This is a genomic window from Oricola nitratireducens (assembly GCF_014904745.1).
GTDB classification, from domain to species: domain Bacteria; phylum Pseudomonadota; class Alphaproteobacteria; order Rhizobiales; family Rhizobiaceae; genus Oricola; species Oricola nitratireducens.
The window spans coordinates 17,040-34,754 of the sequence record NZ_JACZCS010000010.1 but is presented as its reverse complement, the minus strand read 5'-3'; the positions used below and the strand labels follow the sequence as shown (position 1 = coordinate 34,754).

The following is a 17,715-nucleotide window of genomic DNA, read 5'->3' as shown; positions in this document are numbered from 1 at the left end:
CCCTAGAAAAGACGTTCCCTGACAAAAACGGTGTCGCCCGGCAGCAGCGGGTCGCTGATCAGAACCCGTCCGGTCATGACCTTGCCGTTGATCTGGCGGGTGATGTCGACATTCGACTGGTTGGCGCGCGCCGAGAAACCGCCGGCCGCGGCAATCGCGTTCTGCACGGTCATCCCCGGTGAATAGGCATATTGTCCGGAAGCGCCGACTTCGCCCATGATGAAGACCGAGCGGTATTGGTCCACCTCGACGGACACGTCGGGATTGCGCAGGTAACCCTTGCGCAGCTTCTCCGCGATCTGCGCTTCCAGTTGTTGGACGGTGCGTCCGCGCGCCGGCACGGCGCCGACGAGCGGGAAGGCAATATAGCCGGACTGGTCGATGGCATAGGTGTTGGTGAGATCGGCCTGGCCGAACACGGTAACGCGGACCTTGTCGCCGGCGCCGAGCACATAAGGCTGATTGATCGCTTCATGGAATGCCGCCGGCGCGGGCCGGTAACCCGTGCAGCCCGCAAGGAAAGCAACAATCAGAATGCTCATCGCAAGGAAAGGAGCATTGCGTCTGTGCCGGATCATCAAGGAACCCCAAAATCGTTCTGACGGCCCCGCCGCCACGCCCCGTTATCGGTCTGTTAGGGTTAATTCCCGGTAAAGGCTTCGCCATGCTGCCTAACAAAGCGTTACGAAGCCATTTACCGCGCGGAAACCATGTTCGTTTACAGCTGGCGCAACCAATTCGAGTGCCGGAGTATTTTCATGTCGCGAACAGAATACGGGGCGCAGGACGCCGATATCGATATCGGCCGGTTGTTCGGTGCCGTGTGGCGCGACAGGCTGCGTATCCTCGGCGGTGCGGTTTTCCTCACCGGGCTCGTCTTCGTGATCCTCAGCTTCATGACGCCGGAATATTCCTCCGACGCCCGCATCCTGATCGAATCGAGCGAATCCGTATTCACCCGGCCGCAGGGCGATCAGGGCCAGTCCCCGGATGCCTCACTGCTCGACCGGGAAGGTGTGGCGAGCCAGGTGGAGATCCTGACGTCGAGCGACCTCCTGATGCAGGTCGCCAGGGAACTGAAGCTCGACCAGAACAGCGAATTCGACGAAACGCTGTCGATGTCGAGCCTCAAGGCCGGGCTGGTCGCGCTCGGCCTGATCGAGGATCCGTCCCTCGTTTCGTCGGAGAAGCGCATTCTGGACAATATCCGCAAGCGCCTCAACGTCTATGCGATCGACAATTCGCGTGTCATTGCCATCGGCTTCAAATCCCGCGACAAGGAACTGGCGGCCAAATTCCCGGATGCGCTGGCAAAGGCCTATCTGGCGCTCGAGAGCAAGTCGCAACTCGAGACGACGGGAAAGGCGGCAAGCTATCTCGGAAAGGAAATCAAGGACTTGCAGGAAAGTGTTCGCAAGGCTGAAGCCGCCGTCGCGAACTTCCGGGCATCATCCGACCTGCTCGTCGGCCAGAACAATTCCGTACTCGCGACCCAGCAGCTGGCGGAGATGGCGTCCGAACTTTCGCGGGTGCGCGCCGCGCGTTCCAGCGCCGAGGCCCGCGCCGACAGTATCAAGACCGCGCTCGATCGCGGCACGGCGATCGAAACCCTGCCGGATGTCGTCCAGTCGCCGCTGATCGGCCGGCTGCGCGAACGCGAGATCCAGCTCAAGGCCGAAATCGCGGACCTGTCGACAACGCTTCTGCCGGGGCATCCGCGCATCAAGGGTCTGCGGTCGCAACTGCAGGACCTGTCGCGCCAGATCCGCGACGAGGCGCGCAAGGTGCTGGACGGCGTTCGCAGCGAGGCCGACGTCGCCCGTTCGCGCGAGACGGAACTGTCCGCCGATCTCGACAAGCTCAAGGCGGCTTCCGCCTCGGCCAATGAGCGCGAAGTCCAGTTGCGCGCCCTGGAGCGCGAAGCCCAGTCCCAGCGCGCGCTGCTCGAAAGCTATCTCGTGCGTTACCGCGAGGCGGCGTCGCGCGACGAGGGCAATTACGCCCCGGCCAAGGCGCGCCTGATTTCGCGGGCGGTGGTTCCGTCCGAACCGACCTTCCCGAAAATGATCCCGCTTCTCGGCGCCTCCTTCTTCGTATCGCTTCTCGTCATGATGCTGGCGACGCTGATGCGCGAGCTCTTTTCCGGCCGCGCCTTCGTGCCGGTTGCGGGCATGGCGTCGTCTGCCGTCGAGCGCTCCGAACCCGCGGTCGTTGCCGAAGCCGAACCGGCGATCGAAATGGGAGAGGAAGCCGAGCTGCCTGTACAGCCGGTAGAGATGCCCGAAGAACCGCTTGTGGCCGCGCGACAGGACGAGGCTTCCGTCGAGCCCGAGCCCGAGCCCGACACCGAGCCCGAGTCGGAAGAGGACGCCGAGGCGCCGGCGGACAACGACAATTACGGCATTCCGTCGCTGACGCGTCGGCTAATCGAAACCGGCGCCGACCGCGCGATCGTTGTCTCGCCGGAAGGCGATGCCGGCGCGGCCGCCTCTGTCGGACTTGCGCGCGCGCTGGCGGGCGAGGGGCAGCGTATCGTCCTGATCGACCTGACGAGCGGGGGCGCTGCCTCGAAACGCATGCTGGAAGATCCCGAATGCCCGGGTATCACCGACCTGCTCGCGGCCTCGTCGTCCTACTCCGATGTCATCTATCCGGATTTCGCGACCAATGCGCATATCATTCCGACCGGCATCGCTGATCCGGCCCGCGCGATGCGGGCGATGGACCGGTTGCCGATCATTCTCGACGCCCTGGCCTCGGCCTATGACATCGTCATCGTCGAATGCGGTCCGACCAACGCCGACGGCCTCAGGCGGCTGGTCAGGGACGGCGGCCAGATAGCGATTTCCGTGGTCGATCCGGACGCGCCGGAAATCGTCGAGACCGCCGGCAATCTTCTTGATGCGGGTTTCGAGGACCTGACGCTGATTGCTGCGGATGCGACCGGCAACGGCCCGCAGGAACCGGGGCCCCGGCGCGCCTATGCGCGCTGAGGCGGTCTGGCCTAGCGCAGGATCGGCACGCGCTTGCGCAGCTGCTTGACCGCCTTCCAGATAACCGGATTGGTCTTGATCGAACGCACCGCGCTACTGCGCGCCGCCTTGGCCGCGCCGACCAGGCGCCCGACGGTGTCGAGCGGAATAACCGTGTCGCGTTGCAGCGTTTCGATTTCGCACCAGCCGCGCTTGTAGGGCTCGTCGCCGATTCCGAAATCGAAGAATTCCAGGCCGTTCTCCGTCGCCTCGCGGATCGCCAGGAAAAACAGCATGTCGCCGGGGCTCAGTTCCGCCTGCGCGGCGTCGTAGCTGCCGAATTCGACCGTCAGACGCCCGTCATGGACGGTGCATCCGATGATGGCGACAGGCTGGCCGCCGGCCTCCAGCACCTTCAACTCTCGACCGCGCGGTTCGCGGTGCGCGCCCTCGGCAAACAGGTCGAAATAGAAGCGGCGAATGTGATCATCGGCGAAGACGTCGTGAATTCCCGCCGCCTCGAAATGTTTCGCTTTCCAGTCGAAGAAGCGTTCCAGCGTCGCGGGGACCGCGCCGGTATCCACGGCGGCGATATAGCAATATCCGCCCTTGTCCTCGAACTGGCGCTCCTGGCCGCGGAACCGCTTGCGCCGCCGCTTGCCCGAATGGCGTGACAGCACATTGTCGAAGCCGCCCTCCAGCGACAGCGAAAGCGCCGGATTCGGGCTGACGACCGAATGCTCGAACACGAAGGGATTGGCGATGCCGCGATACTCGGCGAGCTGACGTTCCAGCAGGATGGCATGTCCGCCGGGCCTGGCGGCGCGCAGCGCCTGGACGATGGCCTTTTCGCCGGTGGCGGCGAGCGCGGCGATATCATCCGGGCGGCCGACCGGGAAATTCGCGTTGGCGTGCCGCTCTCCGGCATAGGCGAGCAAATGCCCGTCGACCCGCTCCAGCGGCATCAGCACCGGGCCCGCTCGCTCCGGCACGAACGTGACGAACACCGGTTCGTGCGGCGAATGACGCACCCATGCGCGCAGGAAATCGGGGTGCTGGTAGCCGGAACAGAGGATGTCGGCGGGCAGCGCATCGATGGCGGCGAGCGCGGCGTTCCGGTTTGCATGCAGCGCGATGCGCAGGCGCGCAGCGCCTTGCGAGGACTCTGCCGAAACGGGATATGTCCGGGCCTGGATGTCAACCATGTCTAAATCCTTTGCTGCCAAGGGTGACATGGCCGGGTTTCGAAATTCCTTCGTTCCGGCAATCGGGCGGTGAAAACGCGTCGGGAAAAACGATGTCGGTTATCAAAACCTTAATGCGCAAGAGCTTCATGAACGGCGTCCGCTACAGCGGGCTGTCCGCGCTGTTCAGCTCCGCCCTGAGCGGCGTCGGCGCGGTCCTGATGCTGCATCATGTGCGCCCGGACGAGGGCGGCACCGGTCTCAACCGGTTGCTGCACATCGAACCGGATTTCCTCGACCGCCTGCTGGGAGAACTGAAGGCCGACGGAGCCCGCTTCGTCAGCATGGACGAGGCCGCCGACCGGCTGAAGAGCGGCCGTTTCGACGAGCGGTTCCTGGCCGTCACCCTCGATGACGGCTACCGCGACAATCTCGTTCATGCGGCGCCGGTCTTCCGCGCCCATGGCGTTCCCTTCACGATCTATGTCAGTCCGGGGCTGACCGACGGCGACGCCGATTTGTGGTGGGAGCTTCTGGAGACGGTGGTCGAGGCGAGCGGCGAGGTCGCGTTCGATGCGGCGGGCGTGACGAGGACCTTGTCCTGCCGGACCGTTCGCGAGAAGCATCAGGCCTTCGCGGTGCTGATGAACCATGCATTGAACGAAGTCGACGAGGACGAACAGCGCGCCTTCGTGCGGGAGCTGTGCGACCGGTATGGCGTCGACCGCGAGGCGCATCGCCGCGAGGCGCTGCTCGACTGGGACGAATTGCGCGGCCTGCACGCCGACCCGCTGGCGACGATCGGCGCGCATACGATGAACCATTTCCAGTTGCGCCGCCTCGACCGCGAGCGGGCCACCGGCGAAATCGTCCGCTCGGCGGACGTGCTCGGCGAAAGGCTGGGCGATCGCCCGCGCCATTTCGCCTATCCCTATGGCGGCCCCGAGGCCGTCGGGGCGCGCGAGGTCGAGATCGCGCGCGAGGCGGGGTTCGAGACCGCGGTGACGACGCGGCACGGCACGCTGATGCCGGCCCATGCCGAAAACATGCAGGCCCTGCCGCGCATATCGGTGAACGGCGAGTACCAGCGCGTCGGCTATGTCGAGACGATGCTGACGGGGATCACCATGCCGGCGGCCAATCGCGGCCGCACCTTCGTCACCGTTTAGCCTCGCGCTACCGCGCAGCCTTGCCGTCGCGGCCCTTCGGCGGGCGTTCCATCCAGCTGATCACGAACATCGCCGGCAGCACCCAGAGGATGCCGGAAAAGGCGAAGAAGGCGAGGTGGATGTACCACGGGCTTTCGGCGAGCCGGTAGGCGGCCACCGTCATCGCGGTCAGCGCGTAGAAGATGACCAGCGCCACCAGGATGAGCATGCCGATGAATCGTTTGAGCCGTGGGGGCATCGTCTTGTCTTTCCGTTTGCGGGCTATTTAACATCCTCCCCGGCAAAGCCAATCCCGCTTCTGCGGCATCTTACCGCTTCCAATGCCGATCCACGGGCGCTATGTCAGCCGCCAAACAGGCATCGCACATGGCAAGCACATCTTACGACAGCGCCGTTCACGGCCACTCGAAATCCCCGACCGCCGAGATCATCGAGATGCGCCACCGCGCCCAGGTGCGCGGCTGGCTCTATTTCATGGTTCTGATCCTGCTGGCGCTGGTCGTCGTCGGCGGCGCGACGCGGCTGACCAATTCCGGCCTGTCGATCACCGAATGGAAGCCGATCCACGGCGTCATTCCGCCGCTCAACCTCGCCGAATGGCAGGAGGAATTCGCCAAGTACCGGCAGATTCCCGAATATGAAGAGATCAACAAGGGCATGAGCCTCGACGCGTTCAAGGGGATCTTCTGGTGGGAATGGGCGCATCGCCTGCTGGCGCGCACCGTCGGCCTGTTCTTCGCCCTGCCGCTGGCCTTTTTCTGGGCAACCAAACGGCTCGACCGGCGCCTCAAGGCGCCGCTTGCCGGCATCCTGGCGCTTGGCGGCCTGCAGGGCTTCATCGGCTGGTGGATGGTGTCGTCCGGCCTGACCGAGCGCACCGATGTCAGCCATTACCGGCTTGCGATCCACCTGACGATGGCAAGCCTGATCATCGCGTCGATCATGGCGGTCGCGCGCTCGATCGCGCCGCACGCGCCCGACCTGAAGCCGACCGCGCGCTCCGCCACCGTCGCCGGCGTGCTGGTTCTGATGGTGCTGTTCCAGATCTATCTCGGCGCGCTGGTCGCAGGCCTCGACGCCGGCCTGGTGTTCAACGAATGGCCGACCATGGATGGCGGTTTCTTCCCGTCGACGCAGTGGGAGCCGGCGATGGGCCTGCTCAATTTCGTCGACAACCGCGCCATCGTGCAGTTCACCCACCGCAGCTTCGGCTACATTCTCTGGCTGGCGGTCCTCGTCCACATGATCGTCTCGTGGCGCTATGCGCCGGGATCGACCCATGCGCGCCGCGCCGCGGTCCTGTTCGGCCTCGTGACGCTGCAGGCGACGCTCGGCATTATCACGCTCCTGACCTATGTGCCGCTCGGCTGGGCGTTGGCGCATCAGGCCACCGCGCTGATCGTGCTGTGCTTCGCCGTCGCCCACTGGCGCGGCCTGAAGGGGCCGATGCCGCTCTCCGACGGCACGCCGCACCGGCTCGGCTTCATCGGCGTGCGCGACTGACGGGCGGGGCGGGGCAGGAGCCTCGCATTCGGCTTCCTCGCCCCGCTTGCGGGGAGAGGGATACGCAGGCTTTGGAGCGCAGCGACATAGCCGAAGTTGGGTGAGGGGGAAGAACACCGAGCCATGCCCCTCATCCGGCCCTTCGGGCCACCTTCTCCCCGCATGCGGGGAGAAGACCACGGCGGCAAGGCGCGCGCGATCGGCCCCGCGCCGACAGGCTGGAGCTTCAAATTGCAACGGCGCCCCCCCCCCGCTCATGACGTGTTCCACGCGTCGCGGGCGAGGAAATGGCACTCGCGCAAGACCTCTTCCAGCGGCGTTTTCGGCCGCTTGCGCCAGCCGGGCGGACGGCCCGGGCGCAAGGGGCTGAAGCGTTTCGGCCGGCAAGTTTCGCGGTCGCGCCGCGCGCGCCAGCGGGCAAGCCGCGCCGCCTGGCCGTCGAGATCCTGCAGCGCCCGTTCCAGCGCCCTGATCCGCCGGCAGAGGCGTGTCGCATCGACCGGGCCGTCCGGCGCGAGGTCCGTATCCCAAGAGAACCGTTCCTCGTCCTGATCGCCGTATTCCAGCCATGGATGACCATAGCGCTTGAACGGGTCGAACAGCGCGAAGGCGGGAAGGGGATCGGGGAGGGCGGCGCCTGGCGCGGGTTTGGCGGCTGGCTGCGGTGTCTCACACCGGGCGTCATCCTCGGGCTTGACCCGAGGACCCATTCCGTGAAGGCGGATACCGCCGCCGATGATCGAAGAAGGGGCTGTGTTCTTCATCTTCGAGGGTTTCGCGGAGTCTCCGGAATGGGTCCTCGGGTCAGGCCCGAGGATGACGGAGTTGGATGCTTTCACCTCGCGCCCGCCGGAGAGACGCAGCGTCACCTCCACCCCTCTCGCCGCCATGACGATCAGCCGCCGCGCCGCATATTCGGCGGGGCGGAGCAGGGCGAGGATGTGGATGCGCAAATGGCGCGGCAGCGCCGCGACCATGCGCCCGGTGCGGATCCCGGCGAGCACGAACAGCGAGGTGACGATTGTCAGCAGAGCCTCGCGGTTTGTCCTGATCGCGCCTGCCCAGTCCATTGCGTGGTGTTGCTCCTCGGCCTGTTGAGTCGGGGATCAGGTTAAGGGGAGGTGCGGGGCGGTGGATAAGAAGAAGGGGAAGGGTGAAGGAAAAACAACGGGGTGGGGCGGAATGAGGACTAAAGTTATGCTACGGCTGAAATGGGTATCGGTAAGACGGGAACACGATTGGCGTTATCGCGAGATGGCGGGCAATCTTAGTAACTGGCCGACTACGTCATTCATTGGTCATTCGGTGAAGAGCAATTCAGAGGCCTACCAATACATTTTATAGGGTGCTCAATACGGCACTTCCGACCGATTCTAAACGTTCTACGCTTATTGTTGATGAAGTCTTAAGATGGACAATATATACTCCCCGGATTGAAAAACTCGATACGATATAAATATAGTAAAAATATACAAGAAATAATCCAGTAAAAACTAAACGCGGTGGAGAGTGTTGTCAAAAATAAAAAATGAGATTGCCGCACGCGGCTACATTTTCCTAAGTGGTTTTCGACCTGATGAAAACACAGCAGAGGTCGCAAATACACTCGGTATTCCTCTTGCCCCTTGGGACGACCGCTTGATCCAAACGCTGATTCCTCGTGCCGAGGCAACGCCAAACACTTATAGTGGAATCTATGGTCTCGGCCAGTTTCCTTTCCACACCGACTTGGCGCATTGGCGCGTCCCACCACGCTACCTCGTCCTTCGTTGCGTTATTGGCTATTCCGACGTACCCACATTATTAGTCGATGGCCAAGCCCTGATTAGGGCAGTCTCACTTGAAGTTATGGCACGTGCCATTTTCAAACCGCGTAGACCTCGGGATGGCGTCCTCCAGCTTCTTCGTCTTTGCGAACCGATAGATGACGACGGTTGGCTCCTACGGTGGGACGAAGTGTTTCTTAATCCCGCGAGCAAGATAGGCGATGTTGCCAACCTTAAAGTTCGTGAGTGGCTCACCGAATGCGAGCCTTTATCGATTTCGCTGGCGAATCCTAATGACACGCTCTTAATCGACAACTGGCGAATATTACATGCTCGCTCTCCGATCCCTGATGGGCGTGGAGATAGAGCGATTGAAAGAGTATATTTAAGGGGGCTGAATTGAAGAAGGTTATCCAACCAGGAAAAACGCCCGCGACTTGCGATCCTGACGCGCTTTACCTGAAAGCCGAGCGATATGTTCAGCAAATGAGCGCGCTTGACAGCGACGATTGGGAATATGCCCTCTGGTCAAGTCTAGCTATTGAGTTGCTTGCTCGCGCGGCTCTCGCCAACGTCAGTCCTGCGCTAGTCGCGGAAGGCGATAAGAGTTGGTCGAGCCTTTACCATGCTTTAGGTTTCACGCCGAATGAGGAGAAATTTTTTCCTAAATCCATTCCGATCAGTGAGGTATTCAAGCGTCTCTCTGCAATCCTACCTGACTTCACGAAGGAACATGAGAACTTCGGCCTTCAGCACACGGGGCGTCGGAATTCCGAGTTGCACTCCGGCGAGCCGGCCTTCGACGGTATTAAAGGATCGACTTGGCAGCCCCGCTTCTATCAGGCCTGCGAGATACTACTTGATTCTATGGGTATGACGCTTATGGATTTTGTCGGCGAGGATGAAGCAAATGTCGCCCAGAAATTGATTGCGGCAGCGGTCGACGACAGTGCGAAGGCCGTTAAGGGCGAGGTAGAGGCTCACAAGAAAGTCTGGCTCGCCAAACCTGAGCAGGAACGCACCACCTTAGGTGCGCAAGCAGCTGTCTGGGCGACACGACAATCAGGTCATCGCGTTGACTGCCCGGCGTGTGGGTCGCAAGCTCTTCTCTCTGGAGAACCCGTTTCTGCCCCAAACCAGCGTCTTAGTGATGGCGAAATCACCGAGACGCAGGAATACCTCCCGAATCAGTTCGAGTGCATTGCCTGTGGCTTAAAGATTGCCGGCCTGTCGCGACTGGCTGTGGTCGGCCTAAGTGATCGCTATAAAAAGACTCAGTTCTATGACGCCGCTGAATACTACGCACCTAAAGATGACTGGGTAGGATACGAGGACGATAACAACGAATATTGAACGCGGCGCTTCAGAATTCACATAGCCTGAAAATTGAAGCCGACTATCACTTCCGCAATCCGAGCCGGGCGTAGAGCCGACGGCACCCCTATCCCTCCAATCATCAAATCCAGATTTGGCACCGCAGCCCCCGTCGCTCCCTTGCCGGGATCGTCGGGTTCCGGGCGGCCGTGTCTTTGCCAACCTGCCGACTTTAGTTGCCTCAAGCGCAGCCTTGTGATGACATGCTGTCATGATTTCGCTCGAAGACTGCGTTGGCATGTGCGGCCTCACCGAAGAGGAGGTGCTGGCGATTGCCGAGCATGAACATGTCCCGGAGATCGTCGCGACGGCCTATGCGCAATATTTCGCCAACCGGGAGCACGGCCTCGAGGCCGTGTGCCGGATGATCGTCGACGACATTCGCGCGGCGCAGGCCAAAGACGATCGCGACCATGTCCGGTCCCTGTTGCATGTCCTGCATCATTTCATTCGCAGTCATCCGGAAGCCGCGCCCGCGCAGCATCCCTGGAGCAGCGCCGGTTGATCGGCGTGCCGCGCGCCCCGAAATCGAACCCGCAGGAAAACGCGGCGGAATGGCTCGAGCTGCTGGAACGCGCCGGAAGGGCCATCCGGCACGGCCAGGCGGCGGAGGCCGGGAAGGTTTCCGGCAAGGAATTCTCTCTGGTCGACGCCAGGACCTTCTGGGAGGCCTATCTCCGCTCGGCCCAGCTACTCTGGTCGCACCCCGAGGCCGTGACCGACTATTTTCAGCAGCTGTGGACCGGTTGGGCGGCGGCCTGGAACAGCGCGTTGACCGGGTCGCACGGCAAGTCCGCCCCGAGGGACAAGCGGTTCCGCGACGAGCGCTGGGAGACGGAGCCGGTGTCGCGCGGCCTGCGCGATTCCTATCTGGCGCTGGAAAAGGCAACCGACACATTCCTCTCCGCCCTGCCGGAGGAGTCGAAGGACACGCTGCGCGTCAAGTTCTACACGCGGCAGTTCCTGAGCGCGGCGGCGCCGAGCAATTTCCTGATGCTCAACCCGGCGGCGCGCGAGAAATTCATCGAGACCGGGGGAGGGAGCCTGCTCGCGGGATTCCGCAACTTCGTCGAGGACCTGGAGCGCGGCGACGGCCGGCTCGACTTGAACACCGATGACAGAAGCGCGTTCAAGGTCGGGGTGAACCTCGCCACCACCCCCGGCAAGGTCATCTACCAGAACGCGCTGATGCAGCTCATCCAGTATGAGCCGATGACCGAAGAGGTGCGCAAACGGCCCTTCCTGTTCGTGCCGCACTGGATCAACAAGTTCTATATCCAGGACCTGCGGCCGGACAACTCCGTCGTGCGCTGGCTGGTCGAGCGCGGCCATACGGTGTTTTTGATTTCCTGGGTCAATCCCACGAAAGAACATGCCGGGATGAGCTTCGAGGATTACATGAAACTCGGGCCGCTGGCGGCGCTCGACGCGATCCGCGAGGCGACCGGCGAAAAACGCTGCGACATCCAGGGCTTCTGCATCGGCGGCATCCTCGTCATGGCGACGCTGGCCTATCTCAAGGCGAAGCGCGACAAGCGCATCGCCACCGCCACCACCATCGCCACGCTGGTCGATTTCACCGATGTCGGCGAGATCGGCGTCTTTGTCGACCGCGACCGGGTCGAGATGTTGCGCAGCCATCTGAAGGAAAAGGGCTATCTGGAGAACCATCATCTGCGCGACATGTTCGCGATGATGCGCGAGAACGACCTCGTCTGGTCGTTCCATGTCATGAACTACCTGATGGGCGACAAGCCGCCGGCCTTCGACATATTGTACTGGAACGGCGACAGCACGCGGCTGCCGGCGGCGATGCTGCTCTGGTACCTCGAAAAGATCTATATCGAGAACGGGCTGAGGAAGCCGGGCCACCTGACGCTCGACGGCACGCCCATCGACATCACCCGGATCGACACGCCCTTCTTCGTGCTCGCCACGAAGGAGGACCACATCGCGCCCTGGGCCTCGGTCTACCCGACCGCACGGCTGCTGAAAGGCGAGGTCAAATTCGTGCTCGGCGAGTCCGGCCATGTCCGCGGCGTCATCAATCCTCCCGAGCCGCACGTCAAATACGGCTACTGGACGCGCGACGATTTCCCGGAATCGGCCGGGGAATGGCTGAAGGGGGCCGAACACCACCAGGAATCCTGGTGGACCGAATGGGGCCGGTGGCTCGACGCGCACGAGACCGAGCCGCGCGTTCCGGCCCGCAAGCCCGGCGGCGGCAAGCTGAAGCCGATCGAGGACGCGCCCGGCAGCTATGTCCTCGAGAAATAAGGGCCGGCGTTCCCCGTGCGCGATCGGCCGCGCTGCGCCGGCAACCGATCAACTATTCGCGCATTCCTTGCCTGCGACCGCACCGGGGACTAGATTCATCAATTGCGTGTCCAAGCCGGTATCCGACCGTCGAACGGCCACAATGGATATCTGCTCTTGGATCCGGATGTACGAGCGTACCGGGAAGGAGCCGTGTCCATGAAAGTTTCCAATGTTCTCGATGTCAAAGGAACCGACGTTTTCACCGTGCGACCGGAGGAGACGATCAACACGTTGTCGCACCGGCTTCGCGCCTTGCGCGTCGGCGCGATCATCGTCTCGAGCGACGGCAGCACGGTCGACGGCATCATCTCCGAACGCGACGTGGCGTTCGGCCTGGCCGAACACGGCGCCGATCTGCTGGGGATGAAAGTGTCGGACCTGATGACGCGGTCGGTCGTCACCTGCACGCGCGACTCGTCGATTTCGGACCTGATGAAGCAGATGACCCAGCGGCGCATCCGCCATCTTCCCGTCGTCGAAAACGGCAAGCTGGTCGGCGTCATCTCCATCGGCGACATCGTCAAGCATCGCCTCGCCGAGATGCAGACCGAGGCCGATGTCATGCGCGACTACGCGATCGCGCGGCACTAGACCGGGCCTTACGCTCCGATCATCAGGTTCAGGTTCTGCACCGCCGCGCCGGACGCGCCCTTGCCGAGATTGTCGTAGACGGCGATCAGCACCGCCTGCGCGCGGTCGTCGTTTGCGAAGACATGGAGCCTCATGCCGTCGGTGCCGTTCAGCGCTTCCGGCTGGATGTCGGGATTGCGCTCCAGCTTTTCGAACGGCGCGACCTCGATGACGCATTCGGTCAGCGATGCGTAATGGTCGGCGATCGCCGCGTGCAGATCTCTGCCGGTCGGCACCGTGGCAAGCGCGCCGAGCTGCAGCGGCACCATCGTCACCATGCCCTGCGCGAAATCGCCGACGACCGGGACCATCAGCGGGTCGCGGTCGAGCAGGGCGTTCTTCTTCAGTTCGGGCAGGTGCTTGTGCTGCAGCGTCAGCCCGTAGGGCAGATATTCCGGCGCGGTCTCGCCCATGGCCTCGTAGTCGGCGATCATCGCCTTGCCGCCGCCGGAATAGCCGGTGATGCCGGTGAAGGTAACCGGGAAATCGGCCGGGATCAGCCCGGCCTTGACCAGCGGCCGCAGCGTCGCGATCGGGCCTTGCGGCCAGCAGCCGGGATTGGCGACGAATTGCGCGGAAGCGATCTTCTCTGCCTGTTCCCTGTCGAGTTCCGGCATGCCGTAGGTCCAGCCCTCCGTCACCCGGAACGCCGTCGAGGCGTCGATGACGCGGGTGCCGTGGTCGCCGATCATCGCGACGGCCTCGCGCGACGCGTCGTCCGGCAGGCACAGGATCGCGAAATCGGCTTCCCGCAGCAGCTGTTCGCGGATGACCTGGTTGCGCCGCTCGGCCTCGGGGATCGACAGAACCTCGATGTCGTCGCGTTTGGCGAGGCGCTGCCGGATCTGCAGCCCGGTGGTTCCGTGTTCGCCGTCGATGAAGATTTTCGGTTTCATGATCTTGTTCTGTCGGTCAGTTGAGGGACGGGGCGTGGGGCAGGGGGGTCATCGTTTCCCCTTGGCGCGCCACTCGGCGAGAAGCCCGAGATAATGCTGCGCGACGGCCGCGCCCGCAATCGCCGTGATGTCGGCATGGTCGTAGGCCGGCGCCACCTCGACGATATCGGCGCCCCGGATGTCGAGATCGCCGAGCTGCCGCAAGACCGACAGCATCTTGGCCGAGGACGGGCCGCCCGCGACCGGCGTGCCGGTGCCCGGCGCATAGGCCGGATCGAGGCAGTCGATATCGAAGGTGATGTAGCAGGGCATGTCGCCGACGCGTTTCCTGATCGCGGCGACGATCTCGGCGGTCCGCATTTCCTCGACCGCTTCGCCGTAGATCATCGCGATGCCGCAATCCTCCGGCGCATGCGTCCGGATGCCGATCTGGATCGAATGGTCGGGGTCGATGACGCCGTCGCGCACGGCGCGGCCGACGAAGGAGCCGTGGTCGATACGCCTGCCGTCGTCGTACCAGGTGTCCTGGTGCGCGTCGAACTGGATCAGCGCCAGCTTGCCGTGCAGCGCCGCATGCGCCTTCAACAGCGGCCAGGTGACGTAATGGTCGCCGCCGAGCGTCACCAGGAACGCGCCCGACTTGAGGATCTTGCCCGCCTCGCGCTCGATCGTCGCAGGCGTCTTCTGGTGGTTGCCGTAGTCGAGCAGGCAGTCGCCGTAGTCGATCACCGCGAGGTTTTCGAACAGGTCGCGCGCAAACGGATATTGCGGATCGTTGTCCATGATCGCCGAGGCGCGCCTTATCGCCTGCGGGCCGAAGCGCGCGCCCGGCCGGTTGGAGACGGCGGCGTCGAACGGGATGCCCCAGACGACCGCGTCCGCGCCCTTCAGGGTCTTGGTGTATTTGCGCCGCATGAAGGACAAGGCGCCTGCATGGGTCGGGTCGGTGGCCGCGCCCGTCAGGGTGCGCGCGGTGAAGGCGTGATCGATGGATTTGGAAGTCATGATCGATGGTCCCGTGGCATTTGCTGCGTTCATATCCTCGCATGGCCCGCGCGCAACAAAAAAGCGGCCCGCAAGCCCCGCTTTTCGACATGGCGCGCCGGTTTTGCCGCGGATCGCCGGTCTCCCGTCAGCTTGGCTCTTCGCGCAGGCGCGGCATGTCGTCATGCGGCGTGACGGTCTGGCGTTCGATCATCCGGTGAACGCGAAGCGGTTTTGCGCCCTTGTGCAGCGCCAGGAGGCGGTCGGAGACCTCGGCATCGGCGTTGGTTCGCCGTTCGTTGTGCCGGATATACTCGACCCATGTCGGTACGTGATAACTCTCCGTCCAGATATCGGGATTTTCGAGATCGCGCAGCAGGGCCCATTGCTGCGCGCCGTCGCGTATCCTGATCCTTCGGCGCAGGCTCATCGTGGCGAGAAACTCCTGAACGTCCTCCTGCGCGATCTCGTAGTCCACCATGATCATGATCGGCCCGCTTCGCTGGGTCAGATCGAGGCGCAGCGGCGGTTCGGTGAAGCGATTGAGCGGATCGAGATTGAGCAGGCCGAAATCGGGAAGCGGCGCGCGCAGGCCGGTGACGGCGCCGAGCAGCAGGATCAGGGCCGCGCCGATGAGCGCATTGTTCGTGCCGATACTTTCGGAGAGGGACCCCCACACCCAGCTGCCGGCGGCCATCCCGCCGAAAACGCCGGTCTGGTAGAGCGCCATGGCGCGGCCGACGACCCAGCGCGGCGTCGACATTTGCATCGTCACGTTGAACAGCGACAGGCAGACCACCCAGCACGCGCCCGCGACGAGGAGGGCGATTGCGGAGACGACGACGAGATTGCTGACGGCGATCGCGAAGGTGCTGACGGCGAAGCCGGTGAACCCGATCCGCGTGATGTTCTCGTTGTGGAAGCGCGCGCGCAAATTCGCATTGGCCATCGCGCCGATCACCGCGCCGATCCCGAAGCAGCCGAGAAGCGTTCCGAAGATGAAGGCGTCGCCGCCCAGATTGTCGCGAACGACAACCGGCAGAAGCGCCTGCAGGGCGACGGCCGAAACGCCGAACAGGAAGCCGCGCAGGATCACCTTCATCAGGTTGGGCGACATCGCCACGTAGCGAAGCCCGGCCTGGAAGGCGATGCCGAAAGGCTCCCGCGGCAGGCTCTTCGCGGGCAGCGACGGATGCCAGCGCAACAGCGCCGCGATGATCGCGACATAGCTGGCCGCATTGACCGCGAAGGCCGCCGCCGCGCCGGCGATGGCGACGATCGCGCCGCCGGCCGCCGGGCCGACGCTGCGCATGATGTTGAAGCCCATGGAGTTGAGCGAGACGGCGGCGGGCAATTCCTCGCGGGTGACGATATCGCCCATCGAGGCCTGCCAGGACGGATTGTGCAGCGCCGTCCCGCATCCGATCAGGAAGGTGAAGGACAGGAGCAGCCACGGCGACAGCATGCCCTCCAGCGCCAGAACGGTCAGGGCGACCGAAACAACGAACATGAAACCCTGGGCGACCAGCATGACCTTGCGGCGGTCGAAATTGTCGGCGAAGACGCCGGCGGCGAGCGAGAAGATCATGATCGGCAGCGTGACCGAGGTCTGCACGAGCGCCACCATGCTCTCGGATGCCGTCAGCTCGGTCATCATCCACGCCGCGCCGACCGACTGCACCAATCCGCCGAAATTGGACGCCAGCGCCGCGATCCACAGCATGCGGAATGTCTGGTTGTTGAAGAGCCCGAGGAGGGATCCCGGCTTAGGCATGGTGTCTTTTCGCCGCTTTCTACCGATTCCAAGCAGGTATCGTTCTACGCGAGTAAAGCGCAAAACATAATCGACATTCGACGGGAGCGGAATTCGGGTTCCGGGCGCGCCGCGACAAACGAAAAAGGGGCGTTCCGAAGAACGCCCCTTGAACACCGGAAAATCCGGAATTGCGGATTAGCGCTTGGAGAACTGGAACGAACGGCGGGCTTTCGCCTTGCCGTATTTCTTGCGTTCCACCACGCGGCTGTCGCGGGTCAGGAAGCCGCCCTTTTTGAGCACGCCGCGCAGCGACGGCTCGTAATAGGTCAGCGCCTTGGAGATGCCGTGGCGCACTGCGCCCGCCTGGCCGGACAGGCCGCCGCCGGCGACGGTGGCGTCGATGTCGTACTGGCCGGCGCGGTTGGTCGCGACGATCGGCTGCTGCAGCACCATCTGCAGGACGGGGCGTGCGAAATATTCGGTGAAGTCCTTGCCGCCGACCGTGATGCGGCCGGTGCCGGGCTTGATCCAGACGCGGGCGACCGCGTCCTTGCGCTTGCCGGTGGCATAGGCGCGGCCCTGGGCGTCGAGTTTCTGGACGTGAACCGGAGCTTCCTGGACCTCTTCGGTCACCGTGCCGGTTGCTTCGCCGAGTTCTTCGAGAGAGTTCAATTCAGCCATGGTGATCAGGCCACTTTCTTGTTCTTGGGGTTGAGCGCGGCGACGTCCAGCACTTCCGGCTGCTGTGCCTCGTGCGGATGTTCGGCGCCGGCGTAAACGCGCAGGTTCTTCATCTGGCGGCGGCCGAGCGGACCGCGCGGGATCATGCGTTCAACCGCCTTTTCCACGACGCGCTCGGGGAAACGGCCGTCGAGAAGCTGCTCCGCGGTGCGCTCCTTGATGCCGCCCGGATGGCCGGTGTGCCAGTAATAGATCTTGTCCGACCGCTTCTTGCCGGTCAGGGCGACCTTGTCCGCATTGATGATGATGACGTTGTCGCCGTCGTCGACGTGCGGGGTGTAGGTGGCCTTGTGCTTGCCGCGAAGACGCATAGCGACGAGGGATGCGAGACGGCCGACGACGAGACCCTCGGCGTCGATCAGCACCCACTTTTTCACCACGTCGGCGGGCTTCTGGGAGAATGTTCCCATTGGTGTGTTCC

At 63.5% G+C, this 17,715-nt stretch carries 17 protein-coding genes; 8 read left to right on the top strand and 9 right to left on the bottom strand.

What is annotated here, in order from left to right; translation table 11 throughout:
• Nucleotides 1-2 precede the first annotated feature (2 nt).
• The gene (locus IG169_RS06695) at nt 3-542 is read right to left on the bottom strand and encodes a polysaccharide biosynthesis/export family protein (RefSeq protein ID WP_428982238.1); all 540 of its coding nucleotides are present in this window, start codon (nt 540-542) and stop codon (nt 3-5) included.
• A gap of 216 nt (nt 543-758) precedes the next feature.
• Here IG169_RS06695 and IG169_RS06690 point away from each other — a divergent pair, with 216 nt between their 5' ends.
• Entirely contained in the window at nt 759-2,993 is a 2,235-nt protein-coding gene (locus IG169_RS06690; RefSeq protein WP_193175406.1) for a GumC family protein, read from the top strand.
• A gap of 11 nt (nt 2,994-3,004) precedes the next feature.
• On the opposite strand, the gene IG169_RS06685 is transcribed toward IG169_RS06690, so the two are convergent.
• Nucleotides 3,005-4,177 (bottom strand): GNAT family N-acetyltransferase, encoded by a 1,173-nt coding sequence (locus tag IG169_RS06685; protein ID WP_193175405.1) that lies wholly within the window; start codon nt 4,175-4,177, stop codon nt 3,005-3,007.
• Between the two features lie 92 nt (nt 4,178-4,269).
• Here IG169_RS06685 and IG169_RS06680 point away from each other — a divergent pair, with 92 nt between their 5' ends.
• Nucleotides 4,270-5,325 carry a polysaccharide deacetylase family protein gene (locus IG169_RS06680; protein ID WP_193175404.1) on the top strand — a complete coding sequence of 352 codons (1,056 nt, stop codon included), beginning with the start codon at nt 4,270-4,272 and terminating at the stop codon, nt 5,323-5,325.
• A 7-nt stretch (nt 5,326-5,332) separates the two neighbouring features.
• Here IG169_RS06680 and IG169_RS06675 read toward each other — a convergent pair whose 3' ends face one another.
• Entirely contained in the window at nt 5,333-5,563 is a 231-nt protein-coding gene (locus tag IG169_RS06675) for a DUF2842 domain-containing protein (RefSeq protein WP_193175403.1), read from the bottom strand.
• Between the two features lie 197 nt (nt 5,564-5,760).
• On the opposite strand from IG169_RS06675, the gene IG169_RS06670 reads away from it, so the two are divergent.
• A complete protein-coding gene (locus IG169_RS06670; RefSeq protein ID WP_193175522.1) occupies nt 5,761-6,828 on the top strand; it encodes a COX15/CtaA family protein in 1,068 nt (355 codons plus the stop codon).
• Nucleotides 6,829-7,082: 254 nt separating this feature from the next.
• Here IG169_RS06670 and IG169_RS06665 read toward each other — a convergent pair whose 3' ends face one another.
• A complete protein-coding gene (locus IG169_RS06665; RefSeq protein WP_193175402.1) occupies nt 7,083-7,898 on the bottom strand; it encodes a hypothetical protein in 816 nt (271 codons plus the stop codon).
• Between the two features lie 439 nt (nt 7,899-8,337).
• Between IG169_RS06665 and IG169_RS06660 the strand changes: the two genes are divergently transcribed.
• The 5 genes from IG169_RS06660 to IG169_RS06640 all read left to right on the top strand — a co-directional run bounded on the left by IG169_RS06660 (nt 8,338) and on the right by IG169_RS06640 (nt 12,878).
• Entirely contained in the window at nt 8,338-8,997 is a 660-nt protein-coding gene (locus tag IG169_RS06660; protein ID WP_193175401.1) for a Fe(II)-2OG oxygenase family protein, read from the top strand.
• Nucleotides 8,994-9,947 carry a hypothetical protein gene (locus IG169_RS06655; RefSeq protein WP_193175400.1) on the top strand — a complete coding sequence of 318 codons (954 nt, stop codon included), beginning with the start codon at nt 8,994-8,996 and terminating at the stop codon, nt 9,945-9,947. The genes IG169_RS06660 and IG169_RS06655 overlap by 4 nt, the downstream gene beginning before the upstream one ends.
• 232 nt (nt 9,948-10,179) lie before the next feature.
• Nucleotides 10,180-10,473, top strand: coding sequence for a hypothetical protein (locus IG169_RS06650; protein WP_193175399.1), 294 nt, complete (start codon nt 10,180-10,182; stop codon nt 10,471-10,473).
• A gap of 5 nt (nt 10,474-10,478) precedes the next feature.
• A complete protein-coding gene (locus tag IG169_RS06645) occupies nt 10,479-12,245 on the top strand; it encodes a PHA/PHB synthase family protein (protein ID WP_343225609.1) in 1,767 nt (588 codons plus the stop codon).
• Nucleotides 12,246-12,443: 198 nt separating this feature from the next.
• Nucleotides 12,444-12,878 (top strand): CBS domain-containing protein, encoded by a 435-nt coding sequence (locus IG169_RS06640; protein WP_193175397.1) that lies wholly within the window; start codon nt 12,444-12,446, stop codon nt 12,876-12,878.
• A gap of 8 nt (nt 12,879-12,886) precedes the next feature.
• On the opposite strand, the gene argC is transcribed toward IG169_RS06640, so the two are convergent.
• The 5 genes from argC to rplM all read right to left on the bottom strand — a co-directional run bounded on the left by argC (nt 12,887) and on the right by rplM (nt 17,704).
• Nucleotides 12,887-13,813, bottom strand: a complete 927-nt coding sequence (gene argC, locus IG169_RS06635; RefSeq protein WP_193175396.1) for an N-acetyl-gamma-glutamyl-phosphate reductase — start codon at nt 13,811-13,813, stop codon at nt 12,887-12,889.
• A 48-nt stretch (nt 13,814-13,861) separates the two neighbouring features.
• Nucleotides 13,862-14,818: an agmatinase gene (speB, locus tag IG169_RS06630; protein WP_193175395.1), complete on the bottom strand. Its 957-nt coding sequence runs from the start codon at nt 14,816-14,818 to the stop codon at nt 13,862-13,864.
• 127 nt (nt 14,819-14,945) lie between these two features.
• Entirely contained in the window at nt 14,946-16,571 is a 1,626-nt protein-coding gene (locus tag IG169_RS06625; RefSeq protein ID WP_193175394.1) for an MFS transporter, read from the bottom strand.
• A gap of 177 nt (nt 16,572-16,748) precedes the next feature.
• Nucleotides 16,749-17,234: a 30S ribosomal protein S9 gene (gene rpsI, locus IG169_RS06620; RefSeq protein ID WP_193175393.1), complete on the bottom strand. Its 486-nt coding sequence runs from the start codon at nt 17,232-17,234 to the stop codon at nt 16,749-16,751.
• Between the two features lie 5 nt (nt 17,235-17,239).
• Nucleotides 17,240-17,704 (bottom strand): 50S ribosomal protein L13, encoded by a 465-nt coding sequence (rplM, locus tag IG169_RS06615; protein ID WP_193175392.1) that lies wholly within the window; start codon nt 17,702-17,704, stop codon nt 17,240-17,242.
• Between the last annotated feature and the right edge of the window lie 11 nt (nt 17,705-17,715).